This window comes from Glycomyces sp. NRRL B-16210 (genome assembly GCF_000719515.1).
Taxonomy (GTDB): domain Bacteria; phylum Actinomycetota; class Actinomycetes; order Mycobacteriales; family Micromonosporaceae; genus Glycomyces.
On record NZ_JOGR01000011.1, the window covers coordinates 155,631 to 179,469 of the forward strand.

The 23,839-nt window shown below is 70.3% G+C and carries 24 protein-coding genes and 1 tRNA gene; 14 read left to right on the forward strand and 11 right to left on the reverse strand.

Annotated features, from left to right (window positions below):
• Positions 1 to 4: 4 nt before the first annotated feature.
• Positions 5 to 598: a hypothetical protein gene (locus tag IF12_RS0117210; protein WP_035749416.1), complete on the forward strand. Its 594-nt coding sequence runs from the start codon at positions 5 to 7 to the stop codon at positions 596 to 598.
• A 50-nt stretch (positions 599 to 648) separates the two neighbouring features.
• On the opposite strand, the gene IF12_RS0117215 is transcribed toward IF12_RS0117210, so the two are convergent.
• The gene (locus IF12_RS0117215; RefSeq protein WP_030160559.1) at positions 649 to 1,206 is read right to left on the reverse strand and encodes a peptide deformylase; all 558 of its coding nucleotides are present in this window, start codon (positions 1,204 to 1,206) and stop codon (positions 649 to 651) included.
• A gap of 46 nt (positions 1,207 to 1,252) precedes the next feature.
• Entirely contained in the window at positions 1,253 to 2,029 is a 777-nt protein-coding gene (locus IF12_RS0117220; RefSeq protein WP_030160560.1) for a class I SAM-dependent methyltransferase, read from the reverse strand.
• A gap of 108 nt (positions 2,030 to 2,137) precedes the next feature.
• Here IF12_RS0117220 and IF12_RS0117225 point away from each other — a divergent pair, with 108 nt between their 5' ends.
• Both IF12_RS0117225 and IF12_RS0117230 read left to right on the forward strand, forming a co-directional pair.
• Positions 2,138 to 2,833: a cysteine hydrolase family protein gene (locus tag IF12_RS0117225; RefSeq protein ID WP_030160562.1), complete on the forward strand. Its 696-nt coding sequence runs from the start codon at positions 2,138 to 2,140 to the stop codon at positions 2,831 to 2,833.
• 112 nt (positions 2,834 to 2,945) lie between these two features.
• Entirely contained in the window at positions 2,946 to 3,296 is a 351-nt protein-coding gene (locus IF12_RS0117230; RefSeq protein ID WP_030160564.1) for a gamma-glutamylcyclotransferase family protein, read from the forward strand.
• A gap of 96 nt (positions 3,297 to 3,392) precedes the next feature.
• On the opposite strand, the gene IF12_RS0117235 is transcribed toward IF12_RS0117230, so the two are convergent.
• Both IF12_RS0117235 and IF12_RS0117240 read right to left on the reverse strand, forming a co-directional pair.
• Entirely contained in the window at positions 3,393 to 3,986 is a 594-nt protein-coding gene (locus tag IF12_RS0117235; RefSeq protein ID WP_030160566.1) for a CueP family metal-binding protein, read from the reverse strand.
• A 145-nt stretch (positions 3,987 to 4,131) separates the two neighbouring features.
• Positions 4,132 to 6,054, reverse strand: coding sequence for a protein-arginine deiminase family protein (locus IF12_RS0117240; RefSeq protein ID WP_133884079.1), 1,923 nt, complete (start codon positions 6,052 to 6,054; stop codon positions 4,132 to 4,134).
• A 129-nt stretch (positions 6,055 to 6,183) separates the two neighbouring features.
• Between IF12_RS0117240 and IF12_RS0117245 the strand changes: the two genes are divergently transcribed.
• The 4 genes from IF12_RS0117245 to IF12_RS0117265 all read left to right on the forward strand — a co-directional run bounded on the left by IF12_RS0117245 (position 6,184) and on the right by IF12_RS0117265 (position 10,632).
• On the forward strand, positions 6,184 to 7,323 hold the full coding sequence (locus tag IF12_RS0117245; protein ID WP_051704528.1) for a sensor histidine kinase: 1,140 nt from the start codon (positions 6,184 to 6,186) through the stop codon (positions 7,321 to 7,323).
• The gene (locus IF12_RS0117250; protein WP_030160572.1) at positions 7,320 to 7,961 is read left to right on the forward strand and encodes a response regulator transcription factor; all 642 of its coding nucleotides are present in this window, start codon (positions 7,320 to 7,322) and stop codon (positions 7,959 to 7,961) included. Before IF12_RS0117245 ends, IF12_RS0117250 begins: the two co-directional genes overlap by 4 nt.
• Positions 7,962 to 8,408: 447 nt before the next feature.
• A complete protein-coding gene (locus IF12_RS0117260) occupies positions 8,409 to 9,677 on the forward strand; it encodes an MFS transporter (RefSeq protein WP_197034774.1) in 1,269 nt (422 codons plus the stop codon).
• Between the two features lie 10 nt (positions 9,678 to 9,687).
• Positions 9,688 to 10,632: a phosphotransferase family protein gene (locus IF12_RS0117265; RefSeq protein ID WP_030160575.1), complete on the forward strand. Its 945-nt coding sequence runs from the start codon at positions 9,688 to 9,690 to the stop codon at positions 10,630 to 10,632.
• 8 nt (positions 10,633 to 10,640) lie between these two features.
• Here the strand turns inward: IF12_RS0117265 and IF12_RS0117270 are convergent, their stop codons facing one another.
• Positions 10,641 to 11,540: an alpha/beta hydrolase gene (locus IF12_RS0117270; RefSeq protein WP_030160577.1), complete on the reverse strand. Its 900-nt coding sequence runs from the start codon at positions 11,538 to 11,540 to the stop codon at positions 10,641 to 10,643.
• Positions 11,541 to 11,665: 125 nt separating this feature from the next.
• Between IF12_RS0117270 and IF12_RS24320 the strand changes: the two genes are divergently transcribed.
• Positions 11,666 to 12,358, forward strand: a complete 693-nt coding sequence (locus IF12_RS24320; protein ID WP_081913695.1) for a TetR/AcrR family transcriptional regulator C-terminal domain-containing protein — start codon at positions 11,666 to 11,668, stop codon at positions 12,356 to 12,358.
• Between the two features lie 22 nt (positions 12,359 to 12,380).
• Here the strand turns inward: IF12_RS24320 and IF12_RS0117280 are convergent, their stop codons facing one another.
• Positions 12,381 to 12,731: a metalloregulator ArsR/SmtB family transcription factor gene (locus tag IF12_RS0117280; RefSeq protein WP_030160580.1), complete on the reverse strand. Its 351-nt coding sequence runs from the start codon at positions 12,729 to 12,731 to the stop codon at positions 12,381 to 12,383.
• A gap of 57 nt (positions 12,732 to 12,788) precedes the next feature.
• On the opposite strand from IF12_RS0117280, the gene IF12_RS0117285 reads away from it, so the two are divergent.
• The 6 genes from IF12_RS0117285 to IF12_RS0117320 all read left to right on the forward strand — a co-directional run bounded on the left by IF12_RS0117285 (position 12,789) and on the right by IF12_RS0117320 (position 19,941).
• The gene (locus IF12_RS0117285) at positions 12,789 to 14,678 is read left to right on the forward strand and encodes a heavy metal translocating P-type ATPase (RefSeq protein WP_051704530.1); all 1,890 of its coding nucleotides are present in this window, start codon (positions 12,789 to 12,791) and stop codon (positions 14,676 to 14,678) included.
• Positions 14,679 to 14,830: 152 nt separating this feature from the next.
• Positions 14,831 to 15,724 carry a helix-turn-helix domain-containing protein gene (locus IF12_RS0117290; RefSeq protein WP_030160583.1) on the forward strand — a complete coding sequence of 298 codons (894 nt, stop codon included), beginning with the start codon at positions 14,831 to 14,833 and terminating at the stop codon, positions 15,722 to 15,724.
• Between the two features lie 54 nt (positions 15,725 to 15,778).
• Positions 15,779 to 16,669 carry an aldo/keto reductase gene (locus tag IF12_RS0117295; RefSeq protein ID WP_030160585.1) on the forward strand — a complete coding sequence of 297 codons (891 nt, stop codon included), beginning with the start codon at positions 15,779 to 15,781 and terminating at the stop codon, positions 16,667 to 16,669.
• Between the two features lie 56 nt (positions 16,670 to 16,725).
• The gene (locus IF12_RS0117300; RefSeq protein WP_030160586.1) at positions 16,726 to 17,499 is read left to right on the forward strand and encodes an SDR family oxidoreductase; all 774 of its coding nucleotides are present in this window, start codon (positions 16,726 to 16,728) and stop codon (positions 17,497 to 17,499) included.
• A 28-nt stretch (positions 17,500 to 17,527) separates the two neighbouring features.
• Entirely contained in the window at positions 17,528 to 18,571 is a 1,044-nt protein-coding gene (locus tag IF12_RS0117305; protein WP_030160588.1) for an alcohol dehydrogenase catalytic domain-containing protein, read from the forward strand.
• Between the two features lie 380 nt (positions 18,572 to 18,951).
• Positions 18,952 to 19,941, forward strand: a complete 990-nt coding sequence (locus IF12_RS0117320; protein ID WP_030160592.1) for an aldo/keto reductase — start codon at positions 18,952 to 18,954, stop codon at positions 19,939 to 19,941.
• A 408-nt stretch (positions 19,942 to 20,349) separates the two neighbouring features.
• Here IF12_RS0117320 and IF12_RS0117325 read toward each other — a convergent pair whose 3' ends face one another.
• The 5 genes from IF12_RS0117325 to IF12_RS0117345 form a co-directional block, all read right to left on the reverse strand.
• Positions 20,350 to 20,982, reverse strand: coding sequence for a hypothetical protein (locus IF12_RS0117325; RefSeq protein WP_030160593.1), 633 nt, complete (start codon positions 20,980 to 20,982; stop codon positions 20,350 to 20,352).
• 11 nt (positions 20,983 to 20,993) lie between these two features.
• Entirely contained in the window at positions 20,994 to 21,560 is a 567-nt protein-coding gene (locus IF12_RS0117330) for an alpha/beta hydrolase (RefSeq protein WP_081913696.1), read from the reverse strand.
• An 87-nt stretch (positions 21,561 to 21,647) separates the two neighbouring features.
• The gene (locus IF12_RS0117335) at positions 21,648 to 22,175 is read right to left on the reverse strand and encodes a hypothetical protein (protein ID WP_133884078.1); all 528 of its coding nucleotides are present in this window, start codon (positions 22,173 to 22,175) and stop codon (positions 21,648 to 21,650) included.
• A 31-nt stretch (positions 22,176 to 22,206) separates the two neighbouring features.
• A tRNA-Ala gene (locus tag IF12_RS0117340) sits at positions 22,207 to 22,282 on the reverse strand.
• Between the two features lie 180 nt (positions 22,283 to 22,462).
• A complete protein-coding gene (locus tag IF12_RS0117345; protein ID WP_030160598.1) occupies positions 22,463 to 23,830 on the reverse strand; it encodes an amidase in 1,368 nt (455 codons plus the stop codon).
• Positions 23,831 to 23,839 lie beyond the last annotated feature (9 nt).

Consider the following 23,839-nt stretch of genomic DNA (forward strand, 5'->3'; position numbering starts at 1 on the left):
CACCATGACCGAGACCATCGTCATCGCCGAAGCGACGGCGAGCGAACCCGGCCGCCTCGACAGCCGGTTCTCCTACGCGGCCTTCGCCTTCGCGTTCGTGTTCGGGCACGGCGCCTTCGCGGTGTCGAAAGGCCCCGACCCGCTGCTGGACCTGCCGCCGTGGCTTCCGTTCGTGCTCCTCGGGATCGGGGTCGTGCCCGGCGTGGCCCTCGCGTTCATCGCCGGGAACCGGGCCCAGCGCGGGGCCGGACCGGACCGGATCAAGGCCGAGAAGCTCCTGGGCACCGCCTGGGCCACCGGCTTCGTCGCTCTCGCCTTGGGCGTCACCGGATTGACGACGACCTTCGACGTCCCCGAGGCGGGGGACGTGCTGTGGCCCGTCGGCGCTGTGTTCGTCGTCGGCATGATCAACATCGCCGAGGGCGCCGTCCGCCGCAACACCCTGCACTACAACCTCGGCAGCTGGCTCACCCTGGTTTCCGCGGCGGCGCTCTTCCTCGACACGCCGGGACCGTTCTGGGTCCTCGCCCTCGCCGGAGGCGGCGCCTACCTCCTGGCGGCCCTCCTCGAACCCCGCCGCCTCGCGGCCCTCGACTGAATCTCCGTCCGCGGCTTCTCGCAGACGTGTTGCGCGCCTTGACGGTCGCGTCAGCTAGGCCAGGAGTCGGGGTATCGGGCGGCGACCTTGCGGTGCCGGCGGCGCAGGTCGCGGCGCTCGGCGGCGGTGAGGTGGTCCTCCATCACGACGCCGCCCAGGTGGTCGGTCTCGTGCTGGAGGCAGCGGGCGAGGACGCCGGTCCCGGCGACCTTGACCGGTTGCCCGAACTGGTCCTGCCCGTGGCAGATCGCGAAGTCCGGCCGCGGAACCGGGAGGTACGCGCCGGGCAGCGACAGGCAGCCTTCCAGATCGGTGTCGTCCAGCGGCTCGGCGGCCAGTTCGATGCGGGGATTGCAGACCAGGCCCCGGCGGCGCCTGCCGTAGGCGTCGGGGCAGTCGTAGACGAACACGGCCAGGTCGACACCGATCTGCGGGGCCGCCAGGCCCGCGCCGTCGGCCGCGGCATTGGTCGCGAACATGTCGCACAGCAGGTTCCACAGGTCGGGGCCGAACTCGTCGACCGGTCGGCAGGGCCGGTGCAGCACCGGCTCGCCCCACCGTGTGATCGGCCTCGGCGACCCCAGCGTCATCAGCGCTTCCAACGGCATCGGCGTCCGCTCCTCTCAGTCCGAGAGCCCATCGTATGCGGTCGCCTCAGGGGCGGGCGGTGATGAGGATGAGGGAGCCCTCGAAGCGCGAGGCGGTGCGCAGACGGCCGTGGCGCCGGTCCCAGGTGCCGTCTTCGAGGTCGGTGCGCAGGTGCTCGACCGCGCAAGCGGCGGTCTCCTCGGAGACGAAGCTCCACGCGGAGTTGGCTTTGCGGGCGCCGGGGTCGAGGAACGTCTCGGGCCTGCCGTAGTAGGCCTCGCCGAACCCGTCGACGCAGCCGAAGGGAATCGGCAGGGACGCCGTCTCGACGGTGCCGCCGAGCGCGGCGGCGATGCGGTCGACGCCGGGGTAGCGGCGAGCCTCGGTGGCGAGCACTTCGGGAGCGTAGTCGTTCAGCCAGAACCGCTCGACCAGGTCGGGGTCGCAGGTCATGATCACGACCGGGCCGGTCGCGACGCGTCGCATCTCGGCCAGGCCCGCTTCGAGATCGCTCCACTGGTGGACCGAGAAGGTGCTCATCGCCGCGTCGAAGGCGTTGTCGCCGAACGGGAGCGACTCGGCGGTCGCGTCGATCGCGGCGGCGAGGCGGGACGGCCGCTGCGCGCGCATGGAGGCCGAGGGCTCGACCGGAGTGACCTGGCGGTCGACGGGCTCGTACGAGCCCGCACCGGCCCCGACGTTGACGACGCTCCGCGCCGGCCCCAGGGCGGCGAGGATCGCCTTCTCGAAGGCCGGTTCAGGGAGCCGGTAGGTGCGGTATCCCTGGCCGATGCGGCCGTAGTCGGCGTCCCCGGCCGACCCGTCCGGTGCGTGTGATCCCATGCCTCTCACCCTATCCCCGCATCCCAGCCCCCGGAAAACCGTGCTCGCGACACCCGGCCGGGAGTTAAGTTCGGGTCCTGCCAACCCACTTGCGAAAGGCACGGGCCCATGTCCAGCCCCGACCCCCATACCGCGCCGCACTTCGCGACCTCGGCGCTGGTCACGATCGATGTGCAGCGCGATTTCCTCTCCGAGGCCCCGTACGGGGTGCCCGGGACGAGCGAGATCCTGCCCGCGCTGCGCGAGACCGCGGCGGCGTTCCGGGCCGCGGGCCGCCCGGTGATCCACGTGGTCCGCCTCTATGAGGAGGGCGGATCGAACGCCGACCTCGTGCGGCGCAGGCTCCTCCAGTCGGGGGTGCGGATCGCCGCGCCCGGCACGAGCGGAAGCGCGCTCGCGGAGGGCCTCGCCCCGGAAGGCGCTCCCGAACTGGACCCCGGCCTGCTGCTTTCGGGTGCGGCGCAGCGGCTCGGCCCCTCGGAGTGGGCGGTGTTCAAGCCGCGGTGGGGCGCGTTCTACCGCACCTGCCTTGAGGAACTGCTGCGCGAGTCGGGTGTGGACACGGTCGTGTTCGCCGGTTGCAACCTGCCGAACTGCCCGCGGGCCAGCATCATCGAAGCCTCCGAGCGCGACTTCCGCGTCGCGCTGGTGACCGACGCGGTCTCCCGCACCACCTCCTCGGCCCTGGCGGAACTGGCCGGGATCGGCGTGGCGCTCATGGCGACCGGGGATCTCGAGGGCCACCTGACGGCCGCCGCGCAGGCTCCGGAACCTGGGGACGACGGTGAGCCTGCCAGGTCATGATGCGCGGATTCCCCGCAGCATCCCTGGCACCTCCGTGAACCCGCGAAAGCTCCGGCTGGAAGCATCGCAGTCGATCCGGACTCGAACGCACCGACCCGAACTGGGAGCCCGTATGCCCGACCATCTGGTGTTCTCCTACGGCACACTGCAACTGCCGCAGGTCCAACGCGCGCGTTTCGGACGCGAACTCCCGGGGGCGCCCGACGCGCTCCCCGGTTTCCGTCTCGACACCTTGCGCATCACCGATCCCGCCGTCATCGCGGACCCCGGCAGCAGCGAACACCCGGTCGCCGTCCACACCGGCGACGACGCCGACGAGATCCCCGGCCGGGTGCTCACTCTGACCGACGCCGAACTGCGGGCCGCCGACGACTATGAGGTCGAGGACTACCGCCGCGTCGAAATGGTCCTGCGGTCGGGGGCGAAGGCGTGGGTCTACGTCGAGGGTTCGACAGCCGCCTGATCAAAGCCGCTCATTCGAAACGGCGCGGCCCGCGAACGAATTGCCCACAGACATGATCGACCTGTCGGCATTCCGTTCGGCTGCGCCGCTCGCTCCTCAGGCGATCTGGAGACTGGTGAGGCAGGTCAGGTCCTCGTCGCCCGTCGACACGGTCGCCGACCCCTCGCCGTCGCTAGTGGTCACGGTGACCGTGGTGGTGCGATCGGCGGGCAGCCAGAACCCGATGAACCCGTTGTCGTGCAACGCACCGGACTCGTCCACATAGACCTCGCCGGTCTCGTCGTCGACGATGCGGACGGACACGTCCTGGCCGCCGAGCTCACCGGTGCACGTGGTCAGCGAGTGGAAGAAGCACTCGTGCGTGCTCGACACGTACGGCGCGATGGACAGGTAGTGCTGATCCTCGGGGATCGGCACCGCGATCTCCCGGTCGCCGGCGGAGAGCAGCACACGGTCGGGCTCGATCGACGCCCGCAGATCGGTGCGGCGCTGCTCGATCGGCGTGGCCTCCAGGGCCGCGATGAGGTCGCGCGCGCCGAGCTCGGCCAGCTCGTCGAGGTCGGCGTCGGCAATGGTCGATGCGGAATCGGGTTCCGGGGTAGTCGAGTCCGTTGCGGTGCAAGCGGAGACGGCCAGCGCCAGAGCGATGGCCGATGCGGCGGAAAGGGCGAAGCGCAGAGTAGTGGTCATGCGAGCCAGGGTAAGCAGGACCGCCGCGAAGCGCCCAGGGCCGGAGGTCCCGACCACGGCGGGCAGCCCGCGCCGTCGTGACGCTCGCCCGTTCTCCCGCGTCGTCCCGGGCCCCCGGCCGTGAAGCCGAGGACCCGGAGCCAGGTCAGGAGCGCCACCAGGGGTCGGTCCCGGACTGGTCGCGCACGGTGTTGGTGAGGCAGTGGATCTCCCCGCCCACGGTGCCGACCGCGTGGCCGTAGTCCCAGGCCTCGACCCAGGCGATCCGGCCGCCCACCGCGGCGAAGGCCGCCTCGGCGGCGCTCGCGAGCACGTCCCGCCCGTCCGCGTCGAGCGGCCCGTGGGGTCGGATGGCCAGGAAGTCGCCGGTGCCGGTCTCGACGCCGTTGACGATGGCGGGCATGTGGTTCGCCACGATCTCCTGGCGCGGGTAGCCCTCCACCACGAGATGGGTGAACACCGCCGGGACGCGCACGATCTCGTCCTCGTCCAGATCGAGCTCGGCGATCAGGCCCGCGAGTGCGGCGTCGATGCGCTCCGCGGCGATCCGGTTGCCTTCCAGGAGTTCCGGTGCCTCCAGTGACTCCGCGACGGTCATGTCGAAGTCCTCGGTCCGGTCGGTGCCGATGCCCTGCACGAGGGTCTGGTCCCCGAGTCCGTCTTCGACGAGCCGCTCCAGCAGCCGCGTCCCCAGTCCGGGGTCGGCGACGACCGCTGCCCAGCCGCGGGCGTTGTCGGCGGGGACGAACGACAGGAACTCGTCGATGTGGCCGACGCCGAGCCAACTCGTGTCGACGGCGAGAGGTCCCTGATCGCCTTGCGCTTCAAGGAGCCTCACGAACGCCGGGTCGGGCGCGGCCTCGCCGCCGTCGGAGCCGTACAGGACGCGGCCGACCGGCCAGGAACCGTCCTCAGTGGTGTGAGGCGGCGCGACGATGACGTTCCCGGTGGAGCTGAACGAGCCCCACAGCGTGTTGTACTCGTCGTCGCCGACCCGCTCGGGACTGTAGGTCTGCGCCGCCGCGGTGTCGGCCCCGCGCAGCAGCGAGAACACGGGGCGTCCGGCGTCGCGCAGCGGGAACTCGGCGGTGCTGCCCTCGGGGTCGACCACCGCCGAGCGCAGCAGCACCGTCATCAGGTGCGGTTCGCCGCCGGGGCCGGGCATCGAGGCGTAGCCGGTGATGAACTGGTCGCGCATCCACCGGTCGTCGCCGGTGGGGTACATCGTCAGCCGCCCGTCGAGCCCCGCGGACTCCAGTCCCGCGACCAGGTCCGCCCGGAAGGCCGCCTCGCCGTCGTGGACCGGGGCCGCCTCGGCGCCCGGGTCGTATCCGTCCCGTTCCGCCGCTTCGACACCGGTGCCGTTGTCGGACACGATCAGGCGGTCGATCGGCGCCAGGTCGTGGCTCAGCAGCAGCGGCGCGACGCGCACTCGCACCCGGTCGGACTCGACGGCCCGCCCGTCCCGGACGGTGAGCGTCACGTCGATGAACCCGTCCCAGACCTCGGCGTCCCTGGCGAAGTCGGTGGCCTCGAGCGCCAGGTCCACGCCGCTTCGCAGCCGGTCGGCCGCGATGCGGTCATCGGGTCCCAGCACGTCGTGGCCCCCGTCGCCGTCGCTCACGAACAGCCGGGCCATCGCCTTCGACGTGGCGTCCACGGTGACGGTCGCGCTCGCGGCGGAGCCGAGGCCGCGCATCGGCTCGATCCGCAGCGCGGCCATGTCGAGCAGGTCGGCCGCGCCGTTGACCACCTCGTCGGCGCCGTCCGAGCAGGCGGCCAGGGCGTCGTCGCCGAGCCGCTCCCCGTCGGAGCCGAGGGCCGGGCAGGCTTCGCGGTCGTCATCGAGGTTCGGCACCACGATCGCGCCCCGGTCGGCCGTCCACTCGGCCCTGCCCGCCGCGTCGGCGGCGCTGACGGCGCCGTCACGGTTCGCGTCGGCCAACAGCAGCGCCTGAGCGGGACGAGCGGCGGCGTGCCAGGCCACCGCGCCCGCGGCGAACGCCAGCAGTGAGGCGGCTGCGATTGCGGGCCATCGGTATCGGTGTCGTCTACGTGCATCGGTCATGCCTTCGACTCTGGCCGGGACGAACCGCGGCCGGTATCCCCGAGAGGCCGAACTCGCCGCCGCCGGGGCGCGCTTTCTCTGTCTTTCGGCCGAGGTCGACGCCGCCCGCCGCTCCTAGACTTGGCCCCCATGCAGCAGTGGATCGCGCCGGCGGCGCGCTGGTCGGCCGCGGCGGCGGTCCTCGGCCTCGCGATCACCGACGCGTTCACCATCGGTCCGGTGGCGACCGCGCCCGCGGCGACGGCCGCAGTCGCCCTCGCCGCCTGGCCGAATCTGCGGAACTGGCTGCCGCACTGGGGACTCCTACTGCCGGCGGTCGTGTCGCTCGCGGCGACCGCCGACCACGGCGCGAACACGTCGAACCGCGCCGCCGCCTGGTGGATCGCCGAGACCCTCGCGCTCTTGGCGCTCGTCGCCCTGGGCGCGCGAGCGGCCGGAACCGGGTTCGCGACGACCGCGGTCACGCTCGCGGGTCTGGCGGCAGGGCTCTCGCCCCTGCGCCTCGGCCTGCGCATGGAACCGCCCGCCGCACCGGAGGAACTCGCGGTGCTGGTCCTCCTGTGGACCGCCGCGGCGGCAGCAGCCGCGATGGTCGGCCGGTTCCTGCGCCGCCAGCGGCGCGAACGCGAACGCGCCGTCAACGAGGCCAGGCGCTCACAGCGGCTGTCACTGGCGCGAGACCTCCACGACTACGTCGCCCACGACGTGACCGGAATCGTCGTCCAAGCCCAAGCGGCGCAAGTGGTCGGCGAACCCGCCCAGGCGCTGGCCGCCCTCGCCCGCATCGAGACCGCCGGCCTGCACGCCCTCTCCTCACTCGACCGGACCGTGCTCCTCCTGCGCGAACACGACGCCCTCCTCCGCCACCCCGGCGAAGGCTTCGCCGACATCACCGCCCTGGCAAGGCGATTCGAGGAAACCGGGGGAGCGACGGCGAGCGTCCACATCGATCCCGCACTTGCGGACCTGCCCGTCCCCGAGGCGATCAGCGCACTCGCGCACCGCATCGTGACCGAGGCCCTGACGAACCTGCGTAGACATGCGCCCGATGCAACCGAGGTCCGCATCGCCGTGACCAGGCTGCCGAACGCGCTGGCGGTCGAAGTCGCCAACGGACCGCCTGGACCGACCGGAGCGCCCGCGGCCCGCATCGCAGGCGGACAAGGGCTGCAACAACTCGCGGTCGCCGTGACCGGCCTCGGCGGGACCTTCGAAGCCGGACCTGGCGACCACGACGGCTGGCGCGTATCGGCGGTGCTGCCGCTGTGACGACCCGAGTCCTCATCGCCGACGACCACGACCTTGTCCGCCACGGCTTCCGCATGATCCTCGACGCCCAACCGGACATGCGGGTGGTCGGTGAGGCCGCCGACGGCGAGGCGGCGCTGGCCGCAGCCCGGCGACTGCGCCCCGACGTGGTGCTCGCCGACATCCGCATGCCCAGGCTCGACGGAATCGAAGTCCTCAAGCGCCTCAACGACACCGAAGATTCCAACCCGCCGAGGGTCATCGTCGTGACCACCTTCGACGACGACGATTACGTTCGCGCCGCCCTGACCGCGGGCGCCTCAGGGTTCGTTCTCAAACGCTCGGGCCCGACCCTGCTCGTGGAGGCCGTCCGCGCCGCGGTCGCGGGCGACACCCTCGTCAGCCCTTCCCTCACCGTGCGGCTCCTGAGAGGGCTCGCTGCGCCTGAGCCGACGACCGGTCCCGAACTGTCGGAACGCGAGCGGCAGGTGGTGAAGCTCGTCGCCGAGGGCAAGTCCAACGCCGAGGTGGCCGCCGAGCTGTACATCTCGACGGGAACGGTGAAGACGCACCTCGCCAACGCCCAGCGCAAGACCGGGTCCCGCAACCGCGTCGGCATGGCCGCATGGGCCTGGAGAACCGGTCTGGCCGCACCATGACGGCCGCCACCGGCATCGCTCACTTCCGCCAATTGGCCGCGTGGGCGATCAGGACGGCCACGACAACGACGACCACGACGAAGCACACGCACACGAACAGGCCGCCATCGAACACCGCACGCCACCTCCGTCCCGGCAACACTAGCTCCAAGCTGGAATGCAGTGGGAGGCTGGAAATCCCGGTTTCCAGAACAGCGCCAACAGCACCGTGCCGAGGTCGCCAAACAGACTCGGATCGTGTTGCACCGCAGGTAGATCAGGCGGGCGCTCGACAAATCGATGAAGAATTCCGAAGGCAGCGAGTGCCGTCGAAATCGCGCGCCAGGTTTGCCCGAAACATATATGGTGTGCTCCGGCCTCATCCCGGGTGAACGCGTTCCGGCGAGTCGCCGCAGCCGGTGCAACCTCAACCGCCCCGCCCCATCCGTCGTTCCTGTTAGGAGCACTGTGTCCGCAGAGCAGGCCAGCGTCAGAGGGCACGCCGACTTCAACAGGCTCTGGACCGGGCGTGCCATCAGCCAGTTCGGGTCCGACATCGGCGCCGTGGCCATCCCGCTGGTGGCCGTCACCGTCCTCGACGCTTCGACTCTGGAACTGTCGATCCTCGCCGCGGTCAGCGCGATCGCGGTGGCGGCGTTCGCATTCCCGCTCGGCACCTACGTCGAGTTCCGGGCTAAGCGCCCGATGATGATCGCGACCGACGTCATCCGGTTCGCCACCGTCATCACGATTCCGGCGGCGGCCCTGTTCGACCTTCTGACCTTCGCGCAGCTGTGCGCGGTCGCCGTGCTCAACGCCGTCTGCCAGATCGCGTTCGCCTCGGCCTCCCAGGCGCATCTGCGGGCGCTGGTGGGCACCGATCAACTCGTGGACGCGATCGGCCGGCTCGAGTCGACGACCTGGGCCAGCCTGACCGTCGGCCGATCCCTCGGCGGCGTCATCATCGCGGCCGTCACCGCGACCGGCGCGCTCGTCTTCAATGCCTGCTCGTTCCTGCTCAGCGCGTTCGCCATCAGCAGGATCCGCACCCCCGAGCCCGCGCCTCCGCAGCGCCGGCCGAAGGAGCCGAAGCTGCGGCAAGTCCTCGGCGGTCTCGACTTCGTCAGGCACGACCGGCCGCTGCGTCGCATCCTGCTCAACTGGATCGTGTTCGCCGGCGCCTCGGGCATGGCCTTCCCGATCTCCACCGCCTTCTACCTGCGCGACCTCGGGTTCAGCGCTTGGGAGTACGGGCTGCTCATGGGCGTCCCCTCCATCGGGGGATTCATCGGCGCCCGCCTGGTCCGCCGCGCCGTCGGCCGATTCGGACCCATCCGCACTCTCTGGATCACCGGCGTTCTCCGCGGACCGTGGTACTTCCTCATCGCCGCATCCATGCCGGGAACCCTCGGCCTGGTGCTCTGCGGCCTCGCTTTCGGCGCGATGCTGTTCTTCACCTCGATCGCGAACTCCGCGATGACCTCCTACCGGCAATTGCGGACACCGGAGAGCCTCCAGGCGCGAGTGGCGACCCTCTGGTCCTTCGCGACAACGGTCAGCCAACCGGTCTTCATGCTCATCGGCGGCGTCGTCGCCACCTGGACGGGCAACCGCGCAGCACTGGTCATCGCAGCAGCGGTCATGACCCTCGCGGTGCTGCTACTCCCAAGAACGTCCGATCTCCACGGCAGCGTGAACGACCGAGAGGATTGCGGCCGCGAGCACCGGATGAAATAGGCTCCCGCTCATGACAGGCCTCGACTGGAGGGAAGGCGAGTTCAGGCGAAGCCGGCCTTCGGTGGAGACGCTCGCCTGGGTCGCGGCATCGATGGGTCGGGGCGGCCGCGTCGTCGACTGTCGCCGAATGACCGGCGGCGTCTCCTCCGCAGTGCATCGGTTGACCGTCGAACGACGCGGGGTACGAACTCACGTCGTACTCCGGCAGTACCCAGGCGGGCTCGGCCTGGAGGCGAGCTTGCAAGAGGAGATCGCCAATCTCGGTGTGGTGGCGGGCAGCGGGCTCCCCGTCCCGACCATCCTGGCCGCTGACACCGACGGTGCCTCGACAGGAGATGCGCCGACGCTGCTGATGTCACGGTTGCCGGGACACATCGACCTCAACCCGGCGGCGCCTCGGTCGTGGATGACGAGGATCGCGGAGCTGGCCGCGCTGCTCCACTCCCTGGACCTCCCCGCAACGACGTTCAGACCTTGGACCGACTCGTGGATCGCCCCTTTGGACGAGCTCCAGGTCCCGGCCGGCGCGCAGAACCCCGCTGTGTGGAGGGCCGCCTTCGAGGTCATGGCGGCACCGCCGCCGGATGACGGTGCAGTCTTCCTGCACGGCGATTTCCTGCCCGTGAACATGCTGTGGTCACGTGGGAGGATCACCGGTCTGCTCGACTGGAACGCCGTCCATCGCGGGTCACGCGCGATCGACGTCGGGCACTGCCGACGATACTTGGCGGCGCTCTACTCGCCAGAGTGGTCGGAGCAGCTTCGGACACGCTACGAATCGATCGCCGGAGCACGGCTCGACCCGTGGTGGGACCTGTACGCCCTGCTGCACCATGACGAAAGCCAGCCGAAGTGGATCAGTCGCCAGGTCGCCGGGCGCCGTCCCGTCGACATGGCCGACATGACGTCCCGAGTCGAGGTCGCTGTCGAGAAGGCGCTCTCGCGGATCGGATAGCTCCCGGCTCACACTGCGCCGAACGCGTCCACGGTCGCCTGCGCGATCCGTTCGTAGACGGAGAGGACGACATCGCGGGACGCGCCGAGGAGGTTGAAGCCGTGTCCGACATCGGGGAGGTCCAGATGCTCGACGAGCGCGCCCGCCTCCCGCAACCGTGCGGCGTACCGCGCGCCCTCGTCGCGGAGGATGTCCCGCTGAGCGGTGACGACGAGGGCCGGCGCGATGCCGGTGAGCGGCGCGGTGTCCTCTTTCCCGGCGGGCGAGACGAGTCGCTCGCGGCGTCGACTCTGGTCGGGGCAATAGACGGTGTCGAAGATCGGTCCCATCCTGACAAGGAAGGTCTCCTTGCCCGGCGCCTTCTTGCTCGCGGCGGGGACGGTGAGGTCCAGCGGCGGGTACATCAGCACCTGCAACGCGATATCGGGGGCGCCGTCGTCCAGCGCGAGGCGTGCCGCACCGGCGGCGAGGGCGCCTCCGGCGGACTGCCCGCCGATGGCGAGTTTGCCGCCGTCCCAAGGGCGCTCGGCGGCCGCCGCCCAGACGGCGACGTCGTACGCCTGCTCGACCGGGCCCGGGTACCGCGACTGCGGGGCGGGCGTGTAGTCGACGTTCAGCACGGTCACCTCGGCGTTGGCCGCGAGGTAGCGGCAGATCGCGTCGTCCTGCTCCGGGTGGCGGAGCACGAACCCGCCGCCGTGTAGGTTGATGTACACGCCTCTGCCCGCGGCGTCGCCCGCCGGGGAGTACCGCACGGCCCGGATCTCGCCGTGGCGGGTGGGGACCATGATCTCCTCGGTGATCGCCGGGAACTCCGTGAACGCGATCTCGGCCGCCAGGCGGGGACCGCCGGGAGCTCGCTGCGCGAGCCGGGCGACGCCGTCAGCGAGCCGACGAGGAATCGCCATGGTGGCTCCTTCCGTGGGGTGACAGGCCGAGGCGCTCGAGTGTGGACTCGATGTGAGGGCAGTTCGGTCTCCGATCGTAGTAATTCACGTTCGTGAAATCAAGCCGTTCGGCATAGAGTGGCTGCATGCCAGGGAAGAACGTGCGGGAGGCTGCCGGACGCCGGGGTCGAGGCAATCGAGCCGGTCTCACGGTGGCCCGGATCGCCGAAGCGGCACGCGCGCTACCCACTCAGGGCATCACCATCAAAGCGGTCGCCGACCGACTCGGCGTCGACCGCGCCGCCATCCACCACTACGTCTCCGACCTCGACGGACTCCGGGAACTGGTCGCGTGCGACGCCTTCTCGGTACATCTCGCTCCGGTGACGATCCCCTCGGGCGCGCACTGGCGCGAGGCCTGCCGGCTCCTCGCCCTCTCCATGCACGACGCCGTCCTCGCCGCGAGGGGACTCGGCGCGTACGTGCGGCTCGACGGCACCGATATCGCCTTGCTGGAGCCGGTCGAGGAGACGCTGCGCATCATGATCGACGCGGGACTCGACGACGAGACCGCCGCTCGCGGCCTCGCCGCGCTCGCGACGCTCGCGGGCGGCATCGCCCGAGAACGCGTCCTCGCCCAGCGCCCCACCGGGCACCCCCAAGTGCCGGAGATACAACAGGCCCTCAGCGACAGCGGCGGATCCGACCTGCCCGTGCTCAAACGACTGACGGACACCGGCATCGTCGGCTTCGACCGAAGGCAACTGGACACGAGCATCGAGCTGCTCCTCGACGGCATCGAAGCCCGCCTCGAGCGGATCACCGCGGACGAGCCCTGAGCCACGATCCGCGGCCGCGGTTTCAGGTCTTTGAGGGCTGGTGGTCCGAATCCTGGCCGAGGGTGTGCGAGGCGTGTGAGAGGACTTGTTCCAGCAGCGGTTTGATGTGGTGGTCGGCCGCGGTGTAGTAGACGAAGGTGCCCTCGCGGCGGGTGTTGACGAGGCCGGCGAGGCGGAGCTTGGCGAGGTGCTGACTCACGGCGGTGGGTCGGGCGCCGGTGAGCTCGGCGAGGCAGGCGACGTTCTCCTCGCCCTGGAGCAGCGCCCACATCAGTTTGAGGCGGGTCGGATCGGCGAGCATCCGCAGCGCGTCGGCCGCGACGCGCGCCTGCTCGTCATCAGGCATGGTGAAGTCCGGCAGCCCCTCGTGCATGCGGCCGAGCCTACCCCATCTTGATATCTGCGTAATTGCGAATATACGATGATTCGCATGTTCGCTTCCATGTTCCGGCTGCCCGACGTCCGCTGGGCCACCACCGCGTTCGCCTTCTTCGCCGCGGGCGCCGTCGCTCAGTTCACCGGCTCCCCGATGTGGCTGTGGCTGCCCGCCTATCTCGCCTGCTACGCCGCGGGCGGCTGGGGCCCGGCCTGGGAGGGCCTGACCGCACTGCGCAAGCCGCGCTTCGAGGTCGACCTGCTCATGGTCATCGCCGCCGTGGCCGCCGCCGCGATCGGGCAGTGGTTCGACGGGGCCCTGCTCATCGTCATCTTCGCGACCTCCGGCGCCCTCGAAGCGGTCCTGACCGAACGCACCGCAGACGCCGTCCGATCCCTGCTCGAACACGCCCCCGACCGGGCGGTCCGGCTCGACGGCGGGCGTGAGGAGACCGTGGACGCCGCCGAGCTGGCCCCCGGAGACCTGGTGCTGGTGCGCCCCGGCGACCGCGTCCCAGCCGACGGGACCGTCACCGCAGGCGAATCCGAAGTGGACGAGTCGACCCTCACCGGCGAGGCCCTGCCCGGCCGCAAAGCGGTCGGCTCCCCGGTTCTGGCCGGGACGGTCAACGGCACCGGCGCCCTGGAGGTCCGCTTGGCCCGCTCCAGCGCGGACTCGGTGCTCGCCCGGGTCGCCCGGCAGGTCGAGGAGGCCTCCGAAGCCAAGTCGAAGACCCAGCTCACCATCGAGCGGGTCGAGCAGCCCTATTCGCTGGCCGTCGTCGCCGCGACGCTCGCGCTCATCGCGATCCCCTTGGCCACCGGCGCGGCGTTCGAGCCGACCCTGTTGCGCGCCATGACCTTCATGATCGTGGCCAGTCCTTGCGCGATCGTCCTGGCGACCATGCCCCCGCTCCTGGCCGCCGTCGCCCTCGCCGGGAGGCGCGGCGTGCTCGTCAAGAGCGCCTTGATGATGGAACGCCTCGGCGAGGTCGACCGGGCCGCGTTCGACAAGACCGGCACCCTCACCAACGGCACCCCGCACGTCGAGCGGATCGCCGTCCTCGAAGGGACCGAGGCCGATCTGCGCCGCCTGGTCGCGACCGCCGAGGCCCGCTCCGAGCACCCCATCGGCCGCGTCCTCGCCAGGATCGGCGACTCTGGTGCGGCGGAGTCCTTCCAGGCGATCCCCGGCCGCGGCGTGAGCGCCCGCATCGACGGCGTCGAGGTCCAGGTAGGCCACCCGATCCTCCTCGACGACGCCGCGAACGACACCGCCGCACGTACCGCGGTGGCCGCGTTGGAGACCGCAGGGCTGACGGTGGCCGTCGTGGTCGCGGACAAGCGCCCGATCGGCGTCATCGGCCTGACCGACACCATCCGACCCGAAGCCGCTCAGGCGATCACCGCGCTCGGGGCACGACTCGACGGCGAGGCCCGCCTGCTCACCGGCGACCACGCCGCCGCCGCACAACGGGTCGCGGGCGTCGTCGGTATCCGCCACGTCGAGGCCGCGCTCCTGCCCGGCGACAAGGCCGACCGACTCGCCGGCACCAGGACCCTCTACTGCGGCGACGGCATCAACGACGCCCCCGCGCTCGCGGCCTCGCACGTCGGCGCCGCCATGGGCGGCACCGCCTCCGATCTCGCACTCCAGTCCGCTGACGTCATCCTGGCCAACCAGCGCCTGACCGCCCTGCCCGCCCTGATCGACCTCGCCCGCAAGGCCAGGCGCATCGCGCACGTCAACCTGGCCTTCGCCGCCACCGTGATCGCCGTCCTCACCGCCTGGGACCTCCTGGGCCACCTCCCGCTGATCATCGGCGTCGCCGGACACGAACTCTCCACCGTCGTCGTCGGCCTCAATGGACTCCGACTCCTCCACCACCGCAATTGGAACGAACCGAACACCCGCAGCGCGGCCAGGTCGTCCACATCGGCTTGACCGGGTCCAGGTTTCGGTGGGCAGCGGCGCAGCGCCGGACCGAGGAACACGCCCAGGGACGACAGTGTGGAAGGCCCGGCGATTGCGCCGACGAGGTTTCCCGGTAACGCCAGTACCTCCCTCGCGTGCGGCAGCGGTCGTACGGTGGAGGCATGGACCGAAGCCGAGACGTCACCGAGTTCCTCAAATCGCGACGCGACCGCCTCACCCCGGACCGGGCCGGGGTCTTCGGGTCGTCCCGCCGTCGGGTCCCCGGGCTGCGCCGCGAGGAAGTGGCGTTCCTTGCCGGGGTGAGCGTGGACTACTACGTGCGCATGGAACGCGGCGACCTGCGCGGGGTCTCCCCAGAGGTCCTCGACGCGCTCGCCCGCGCCCTTCAACTGGACGAGGCCGAGACCGCCTACCTCCACGACCTCGCCGCAGCCGCCGGCCCCGGAGCGCGCCGACGCCGCGAGAAGCCCGCCGAAGGCCCGCTCCGCCCGGGATTGCAGCAGTTCATCGACGCCGTCGGCGGCGCGGCCGTGACCGTGCAGAACCAACCCGGCGACATCGTCGCCGCCAACGCGCTCGGCCGGGCCCTGTACGCGCCCGTCTTCGACAGTCCCGCAGGCCGGGGCAACACCGCCCGGTTCCTCTACCTCGACCCGGCGGCCCGGCACTTCTGGTCCGACTGGGAGCTGATCGCCGACCAGAACGTGGCCTCCCTGCGCTCCATCGCGGGCCACCACCCGCACGACAAGGCACTGACCGACCTCATCGGCGAACTCGTCACCCGCTCCGACGCCTTCCGCGTCCGCTGGGCCGCCCACGACGTGCGCTTCCACCGCACCGGCGTCAAGCACCTCCGCCACCCCGACGTCGGCGACCTGGAGTTGGCCTACGAGGCGATGGACCTGCCCGCGAGCCCTGAACTGCGGCTGACGGCGTACACGGCCGCGCCGGGGACGCCGAGCGCCGAGCGACTCGCGCTGCTGGGCAGCCTGGCCGCCAGCGTCGACCGAGCCGATCCCGACAGGGCGGGCCGCGCCGGCGAACGTGAACGGTAAGGGAGTAACAACAGTCCCTCCCGGGCACTGCGAATCGCCCGTAGCGTCGATTCCATGAGCGAGCACCACGCGGACACGGAACTGAACAACGGCGTGCGGATGCCCCTGCTGGGCTTCGGGGTCTTCCAGACCCCGCCCGAGGAGACCCGCGCCGCGGTCGCCGAAGCGCTGAAGACCGGCTACCGGCTCATCGACACCGCCGCCGCGTACGGCAACGAGCGCGAGGTCGGCCAGGCCATCGCCGAATCCGGAATCGACCGGGACGAGGTGTTCATCGAGACGAAGGTCTGGATCTCCGACTACGGCCACGACCAGACCCTCCACGCCTTCGACAAATCGGCCGGCAAGCTCGGCGTCGCGACCCTCGACCTGCTCCTCCTCCACCAGGCGCTCCCGACCGCGTTCGACACGACCATCGAGGCCTACCGTGCCCTGGAGACCCTGCTCGCCGACGGGAAGGTCCGCGCGATCGGCGTCTCCAACTTCATGCCCGACCACCTCGAACGGCTCATGGAGCACGCGAGCGTCGTCCCGGCCGTGAACCAGGTCGAGGTCCATCCTTACTTCTCCCAACCCGACGTCCAGCGAGCGGACGCCGACCGCGGCATCCTCACCCAGGCTTGGTCACCGATCGGCGGCATCACCGCCTACCGCGACACCGGCACCGGCTCGGTCTTCGACGACCGGACGATCAACGGCATCGCCGAGGCGCACGGCAAGACCCCGGCGCAGGTCATGCTGCGCTGGCACCTCCAAGAAGGCCGCTCGGCGATCCCGAAGTCGGTGAAGGCGCACCGCATCGCCGAGAACTTCGACGTCTTCGACTTCACGCTCACCGCCGAGCAGATCAAGACCATCGACGGGCTCGACACCGGTGTGCGCGGCGGCCCCGACCCGGCCGACGTCACGCTCGAAGCGTTCGGCCGCGCCATCCCCGAAGCCTGACCCGACCCGGCACCGGCCTCGCCGGTGCCAAGGGGTTCACGAAAGGACTCGACACCATGCACGTGCTGGTCATCGGCGCCACCGGCAGCATCGGCCGCCATGTGGTCACCCAGAGCCTCGAAGCGGGACACCCGACCACCGCGCTCGTACGCAACGCCGACCGCGCCCGGAAGATCCTGCCCGAGGCGGCCGCGCTCGCCGTCGGCGACGGGACCGACCCCGCGGTGCTCGCCGCCGCGCTGGAGTCGGTGGACGCGGTCGTGTTCACGCACGGCTCCCACGGCGGTCCCGGCGAGGCCGAGAGGATCGACTACGGCATCGTCCGCGACACGCTCGCCGCGACCGGCCGCCGGCCGGTGCGGATCGCTTTGATGACCGCGATCGGCGTGACCGTCCACGACGGCGCCTACAACCGATCCTCCCAGGTCCACGACTGGAAGCGCCGCTCCGAGCGGCTTGTGCGCCGCAGCGGGAACGCCTACACGATCGTGCGCCCGGCCTGGTTCGACTACAACGAGCCCGACCAGCACCGCCTGGTGTTCCTCCAAGGCGACACTCGCCGCACGGGTTCGCCCGCCGACGGCGCGATCGCCCGCGACCAGATCGCCCGCGTCCTTGTCGAAAGCCTGACATCTCGTGGGGCCGAACGTAAAACACTCGAGCTGATTGCCGAGACCGGCCCCGCGCAAGACGACCTCGAGCCGCTCTTCGCCGCGCTCGAGGCCGATCCGGAAGGCGCCTTCGACGGCGCCCGGGACCCCGACACGCTGCCGCTCGCCTACGAGCCCGCGCAGGTCGCCGACGAGCTCGACGCCATCACCAGGTCCTGAACCACCGCAAGCAAGAAGGAGCCCACTCATGAAGGCCACACTCATGTACGCCGCCGGGGACGTCCGGGTCGAAGACCGCCCCGACCCCGTGCTCAGCGAGCCGACCGACGCCATCGTGCGTGTGGTGCGCTCGTGCATCTGCGGGTCCGACCTGCACCCCTACCACTCGCTGGCCGACACGCCGGCCGGCACGACCATGGGCCACGAGTTCATCGGCGTCGTCGAGGACACCGGTAGCGAGGTCACCGGCATCCGCAAGGGCGACTTCGTGATCGGGCCGTTCGCCTGGTCGGACGGCACCTGCGAGTTCTGCCGCGAGGGCCTGCACACCTCCTGCCTGCACGGCGGCTTCTGGAACGACCCGCGTGCTGGGACGCAAGGGGCCCAGGCCGAAGCCATCCGGGTACCGCAGGCCGACGGCACGCTCGTCGCCGTCCCCGGCATCACCGAGGACTCGCCGCTCCTGCCTTCCCTGCTGACACTCTCGGACGTGTACGGCACCGGCTGGCACGCCGCCCGCAGCGCCCGCGTGGGCGAAGGCGATGCGGTCGCGGTCATCGGCGACGGCGCGGTCGGCCTCATGGCTGTCCTCGCCGCGAAACAGCTCGGCGCCGAGCAGATCATCCTCATGGGACGCCACAAGGCCCGCACCGACCTGGGCCGCGAATACGGCGCCACCGACGTCGTCGCCGAACGCGGCGAAGAGGGCATCGCGAAAGTCCGCGACCTCGCAGGCGGCCGGGGCGTCCGCAAGGTCCTCGAAGCGGTCGGGCACATGCCCGCGTATGAGCAGGCCCTCGGCGTTGTCCGCGACGGCGGCACGATTGCCAGAGTCGGCGTTCCCCAGTACACCGAAGGCGAGATCGGCTGGCCGTTCTTCGGCCGCAACCTCACGCTCACCGGCGGCCCCGCGCCCGCGCGCGCCTACATCGAACCGCTCCTGCCGGGCGTCCTCGACGGCACCGTCGACCCCGGCAAGGTCTTCGACCGCACCATCGGCATCGACCAGACCCCCGAAGGCTACGCGGCCATGGACAACCGCGAAGCCCTCAAGGTCATGATCGAGTTCTAGAGGAGCAGGCCATGGAGTGCATCGAGCCCCGACCCACCGCCACCCGGGCCCGCCGACTGGTTCACCGGCTCGGTCCATATCAGCCCGATCTGCGCGAACCGGGAGCCGTCACGGCTGCGCGCGAGCCTGGTCAGGTTCACACCCGGCGCCCGCACGCACTGGCACCGCAACAGCCTCGGCCAGAACCTCCACATCGTCTCCGGGACCGCCCTGGTCGCCATGGCCGCCGTGTTCCTCCTCGGCGGCGACGCCGGCTTCATCACCGGAACCGACCTGCTCATCGACCGCGGTGTGACCACAGCTCTCAAGACGGGAGACTTGACCACCTGAAGTCCGCAACACCTCTATGCCGGTATCAGATCTTCCTCGAAAGGGCGAACATGCAACAACGCGAACTCGGCAACGGCCTCACCGTTTCGGCGATCGGCCTGGGCTGCATGGGCATGAGTCAGTCATACGGCCCCTCCACAAGCAGCCGCGGCGACCACATCGACCTCATCCGCTCGGCCGTCGACCAGGGCGTCACCTTCTTCGACACCGCTGAGGTCTACGGCCCCTACGTCAACGAGGAACTCGTCGGCGAGGCCCTCGCGCCCGTCCGCGACCAGGTCGTCATCGCCACCAAGTTCGGCTTCGACATCAAACCCGAAGACCAGCAGAACGGCCTCGACAGCCGGCCCGAGCACATCCGCGAGGTCGTCGAGGCATCCCTGCGGCGCTTGGGCACCGACCGGATCGACCTGTACTACCAGCACCGCGTCGACCCCGACGTCCCCATCGAGGACGTCGCCGGCGCCGTGGGGGACCTCATCGCCGAAGGCAAGGTGCTGCACTTCGGGCTCTCCGAAGCCGCCGCCGCGACCGTCCGCCGCGCCCACGCCGTCCAACCCGTCACCGCCCTCCAGAACGAGTACTCCCTCTGGTGGCGGCGCCCCGAGGAGGAGATCCTGCCGGTCCTCGAAGAACTCGGCATCGGCCTCGTCCCCTACAGCCCGCTCGGCCGAGGCTTCCTGACCGGGGCCATCACCGCCGACACCGTGTTCGCCGAGGGCGACTTCCGCAACGCCATGCCGCGCTTCGCGGCCGAGGCCCGCGAGGCCAACGGGGCGGTGGTCGACCTGCTGAAGACGATCGCGGCCCGAAAGGACGCCACGCCCGCGCAGATCGCCCTCGCCTGGCTTCTCGCACAGCGACCGTGGATCGCGCCGATCCCCGGCACCCGCCGGCCCGAGCGCCTCGCCGAGAACCTCGGCGCAGTCGAAGTCGAACTCACCGCGGCCGACCTGGCCGAGATCGGCGAGGCCGCCGACCGGATCACCGTGCTCGGAGCCCGCTACCCCGACCACCTCGAAAAACTCACCGACCGCTAACCGCCCTCTGCTGCCGGTGGGTTGAGAGGCCAGATGATTCGACCCCACCGCCATCTTCGGTAACGATCATGTCGCCCCTGCAATGACATGCGTCGCAAAGCAAGAAACAAGGGATCATCTACATGATGATCCCTCAAATTCCGTACGTCCGCTCGTGGAGCTTAGGGGATTCGAACCTCTGACCTTTTCATGTCTTTCCTCTTGTAATCTATTGACCTGGGGAAACGCACTTGGAGTGCCGGTGTCGACTCCCAAAATATCCAGCTGATCTACCAACCTGTATCGGTCGACACATGGGCGATTTCATGAGCATTCTGTCTACTAGGGAACTTGATTTGTTGAGGAAAAGGTCGGTCCTACGGATGTCGCCAGCGAGCCTGTGATACCTGGAACGGCGGCGTATTGATCTCAGCTTTGTCGGTAACAGGGGCCGTGGATGATGAGTGCGAGTTGTTCTCCGGGGGCGTCGTATCGGAGCGTTGCCCGCATGTCGGTGGAGTCGAGTTCGTAGTGCAGGGATTGAGGCCGGGGCCCTTCGGCTCCCCCTTCGATGTACGCGCCGATTTCGGCGGTGACCTCTTCGACCGTCGCTTCCCGGGTGTGGGCGAACCCCGCATTTGACAGTGCCATGTCGGTGATCAGCAGCAGTTCGAGAACGGGCTGTTCCGGACTGCTGAAGTACGTCGTGGAGGTGATGCTGAATCCGTGTGCGATCAGGCTGATTCCGCAACTCACGTCTTCGGTCGATGAGGAAGGGCCCTCGACCAGATCTTTTCGGGTCGCATAGTCGATCTCGGGTCGGGAGTTGAGCGGAGCGCGGGCTTGGATGTCCTCGATGATCGGATCGCGGAGACGCTCGACTTCCTCGGTGGCGTCGGCAACGGTGGACTTGGGTGGGATTGGGTTGACGGAGGATCCGCTCATCCAGCCCAGGACGAGGGCAGGGACCAGCACGAGCAATCCGCAGACGGCAGTCAGCGTGATGACCAGGACGAGGAGTCGACGGCCCGACGGTCGTGCCTCGGATACTGATTCGGTCATGGGATCCTTGCCTACTGGTGCGGGGTCGCATTCTGGGCGTTGCCAGTGATGACCTCGACGAGGTTTCCGAACGCATCGCTTTGAGGGTCGAAGTAGCTCATGTGCTGTCCTTCCCCGGCATCCAGCCGGGTCGCCCCGAACGAGGGATCGGTGACATCGCTACCGTGGATCCCGGCGATACCTGCGGCATTGATCGGGTCCTCATCGGTGTTGAGCACATAGACATTGTCCTCGCCGACGCGGAAGTCGTTCGCATGGTCGATGCCCTCGCCGGGGCCCGGTGCGCCGATCAGGACAACCGAGTCGGCAGAGCTCCCCGAGCCGTACTGGTCGGCCTGCGCCACCGCTACGGCGCCGTAGCGGTGGCCAATGTTGGTGATGTTGGGTGCATCCTGGTTAGTGGCTTCGAGACCAGTGGTGAAATCGGCGAGCCCTTCGGCACCGCGTGCCGCGAATCCGGGGCCTGAAGCGTAGGCGAGGTTATTCGGCGCATCGTAGCCGAGGTACATGACCGCGACCGTGTCGCTGCCGGGATTAGCGCTGTTGGCTGCATTCGCCAGCGTGCTGGCGAAGTCGATGTAGTAATTGGTGCCCTCCTTCGCGAGTTCGCCGCCGTAGACCTGGTCCCACGCGGCGTCGGCACCGGTGCCGGTCGTCGCCGCCCACTACGCCACCATCGCGCTGGGGGCCGATGAGGTCGCGCGGACCGGGCAGGACTCGAACGTGTCGCCAGCACCGATGAGCGGACCGCGCAGTCGTTGCGGCGCGACCTCAAACGCCAACGCGCCCGCCAGGACGCTCTCGAAGACCAGATCCTCGAACTGCTCGGGCACCCCGACTGGCCGACCGAGAAACTCACCGCGAAGATCCGCGATATCGCGAGTCAGCGCGCCGCGATTGACGCTCAACTTGCTGAGACCGGTCGACCGCGACTCGACCAGGCCGCCGAGTTGATCGCGCCGTTCCTGGAGATGTTGGCGGACCCGCGCGGGCTCTACGAGTCGCTGGTCGAGGAAGACCGGCAGACGCTCAACGCGATCTGCTTCACCCGGCTGCACGTCGACACCGACGCCGACCAGCGCGCCACGAACGCCCAAAGCGCGACCACCGGCAGCATCACTCCCTTGCGTGACTACCCGGACCGGGAACGCGAGAACGGCACCTGCCCGAAGGCCGGTGCCGTGAACGATCATTCAAAGGGTCAGGGTTCAAGTACTGACCTTATGGTGGAGCTTAGGGGATTCGAACCCCTGACCTTTTCCATGCCATGGAAACGCGCTACCAACTGCGCCAAAGCCCCTTGATTGGCGTTCCAGAGGCCGAAGACCTTGGAACCGGGACTAGTTTACACAGGGTCGGGCTCTTGCTCCCGGGAGGGGCTGGAGACCGTCGTCACGCTGGTGAGCTGGGGTTTTCCGGGTGGAAGACCGGGGCCCCTCGCGCCATCGGCGCGAGGGGCCCCGACTGGCAGGGTGTCAGGTCAATCCCAGCTCAGGCCGGGGGCGTAGCGGCGGGGGCGGAGCTTCGCGACCAGTTGGGCCGCGACGTCGAAGAGCCGTCCGGTGGACCCGGGCGGGCCCACGAGTTGGACGGTCGCCGGCGCGCCGTCCGAGCGCATCCCCACCGGCACGACGAGCGCCGGGAGCCCGGTCAGGCCGAACGGCGCCGTGAACGCGGCGGCCCCGGCCAGGTGGGTCACGTTGGCGCGCAGCGTCTCGGTGGACCACTCCTTGGCCGCCGGCGGCGGCCCCGGCAGACCCGGGGTGATGAGCAGGTCGTAGTCCTCCAGGTCGAACCAGTCCTCGACGTGGCGGCGGACCCTGTTGCCGTCGCCCAGGACGCCGCCGAACAGTCCGCCCAGGTAGGTGCGCTCTCCCAGCGCCGCAAGGCGTCTGGTGCGCCTCTGGAGGCCGTCGGGGCCGCACTTGAGGCTGCGCAGGTACGCCGCGCAGGTCCACGCCCCGGAGGAGGCCGGGGTCAGCCGCGCGCCGAAGCGCGGTTTCGCCCGGAACGTGTCGTGCCCCAGGTCGGTCAGGGACCGCACCGCTTTGAGCAGCCACTTCGTGGCGTCCTCGTCGACGCGGGCGGGCAGCGGCGCGGTGTTCGTCGCCGCGATCCGCAGCCGCCCGGGGTCGCCGGTCGTCCGCGTCGCGCGGTGCGTGAGCGCCGCATACGCGAGCGCCGCATCCTCGACCGTGGTCGCCATGACCCCGACGCTGCCCCCGAGCCAGTGCTCGGGGTCGATGTTGATGTCCGCCGGCACGTGCTCGGGGCTGAACGCGACGATGCCGCACGCAGCGGCGGCCGTGCGCACCCCGCCCGCCGAACCGGGCCCGTCCGGCCCGATGCCGATCGGCGCGGCCCCGGTCGCCACCGCGAGCGCGGTGCCGCCGCTCGGCCCGCCGACGCCCCTGTCGGGCCGCCACGGGTTCGCCGGGACGTTCCCGTCGTCGTCGGTCGCCGGCCACAGCCCGAGCTCCGAGGAGCGCCCGAAGGCCACGACCACCGCGCCGGCCCCGCGGATGCGCTGCACCGCTTGATGGTCGGTGTCGGCGATCGGCAGGACGGCGGCGTTCGAGCCCAGGCGCGGGGCGTGCCCGGTGACCGGGAGCTGCTCGCATACGGCCACCGGAACGCCGGCCGCGGGCAGGGAGTCGCGGTTGTCGATCTCGTCGACGGCGGCGGCCTCGGCGAGCGACTCGATCTTGCGGACGCCGGTGAGGGCGCCCTCGGTCTCGCGGTGGTCCTCGATGCGGCGGAGGTGGTGGTCGACGACGACGGCGGCATCGGCGTCGCCGCGCCGCACCGCCTTGGCTATCTGCTGCGCGGTGGTACCCGACCAGCTCACGGCTCGTCC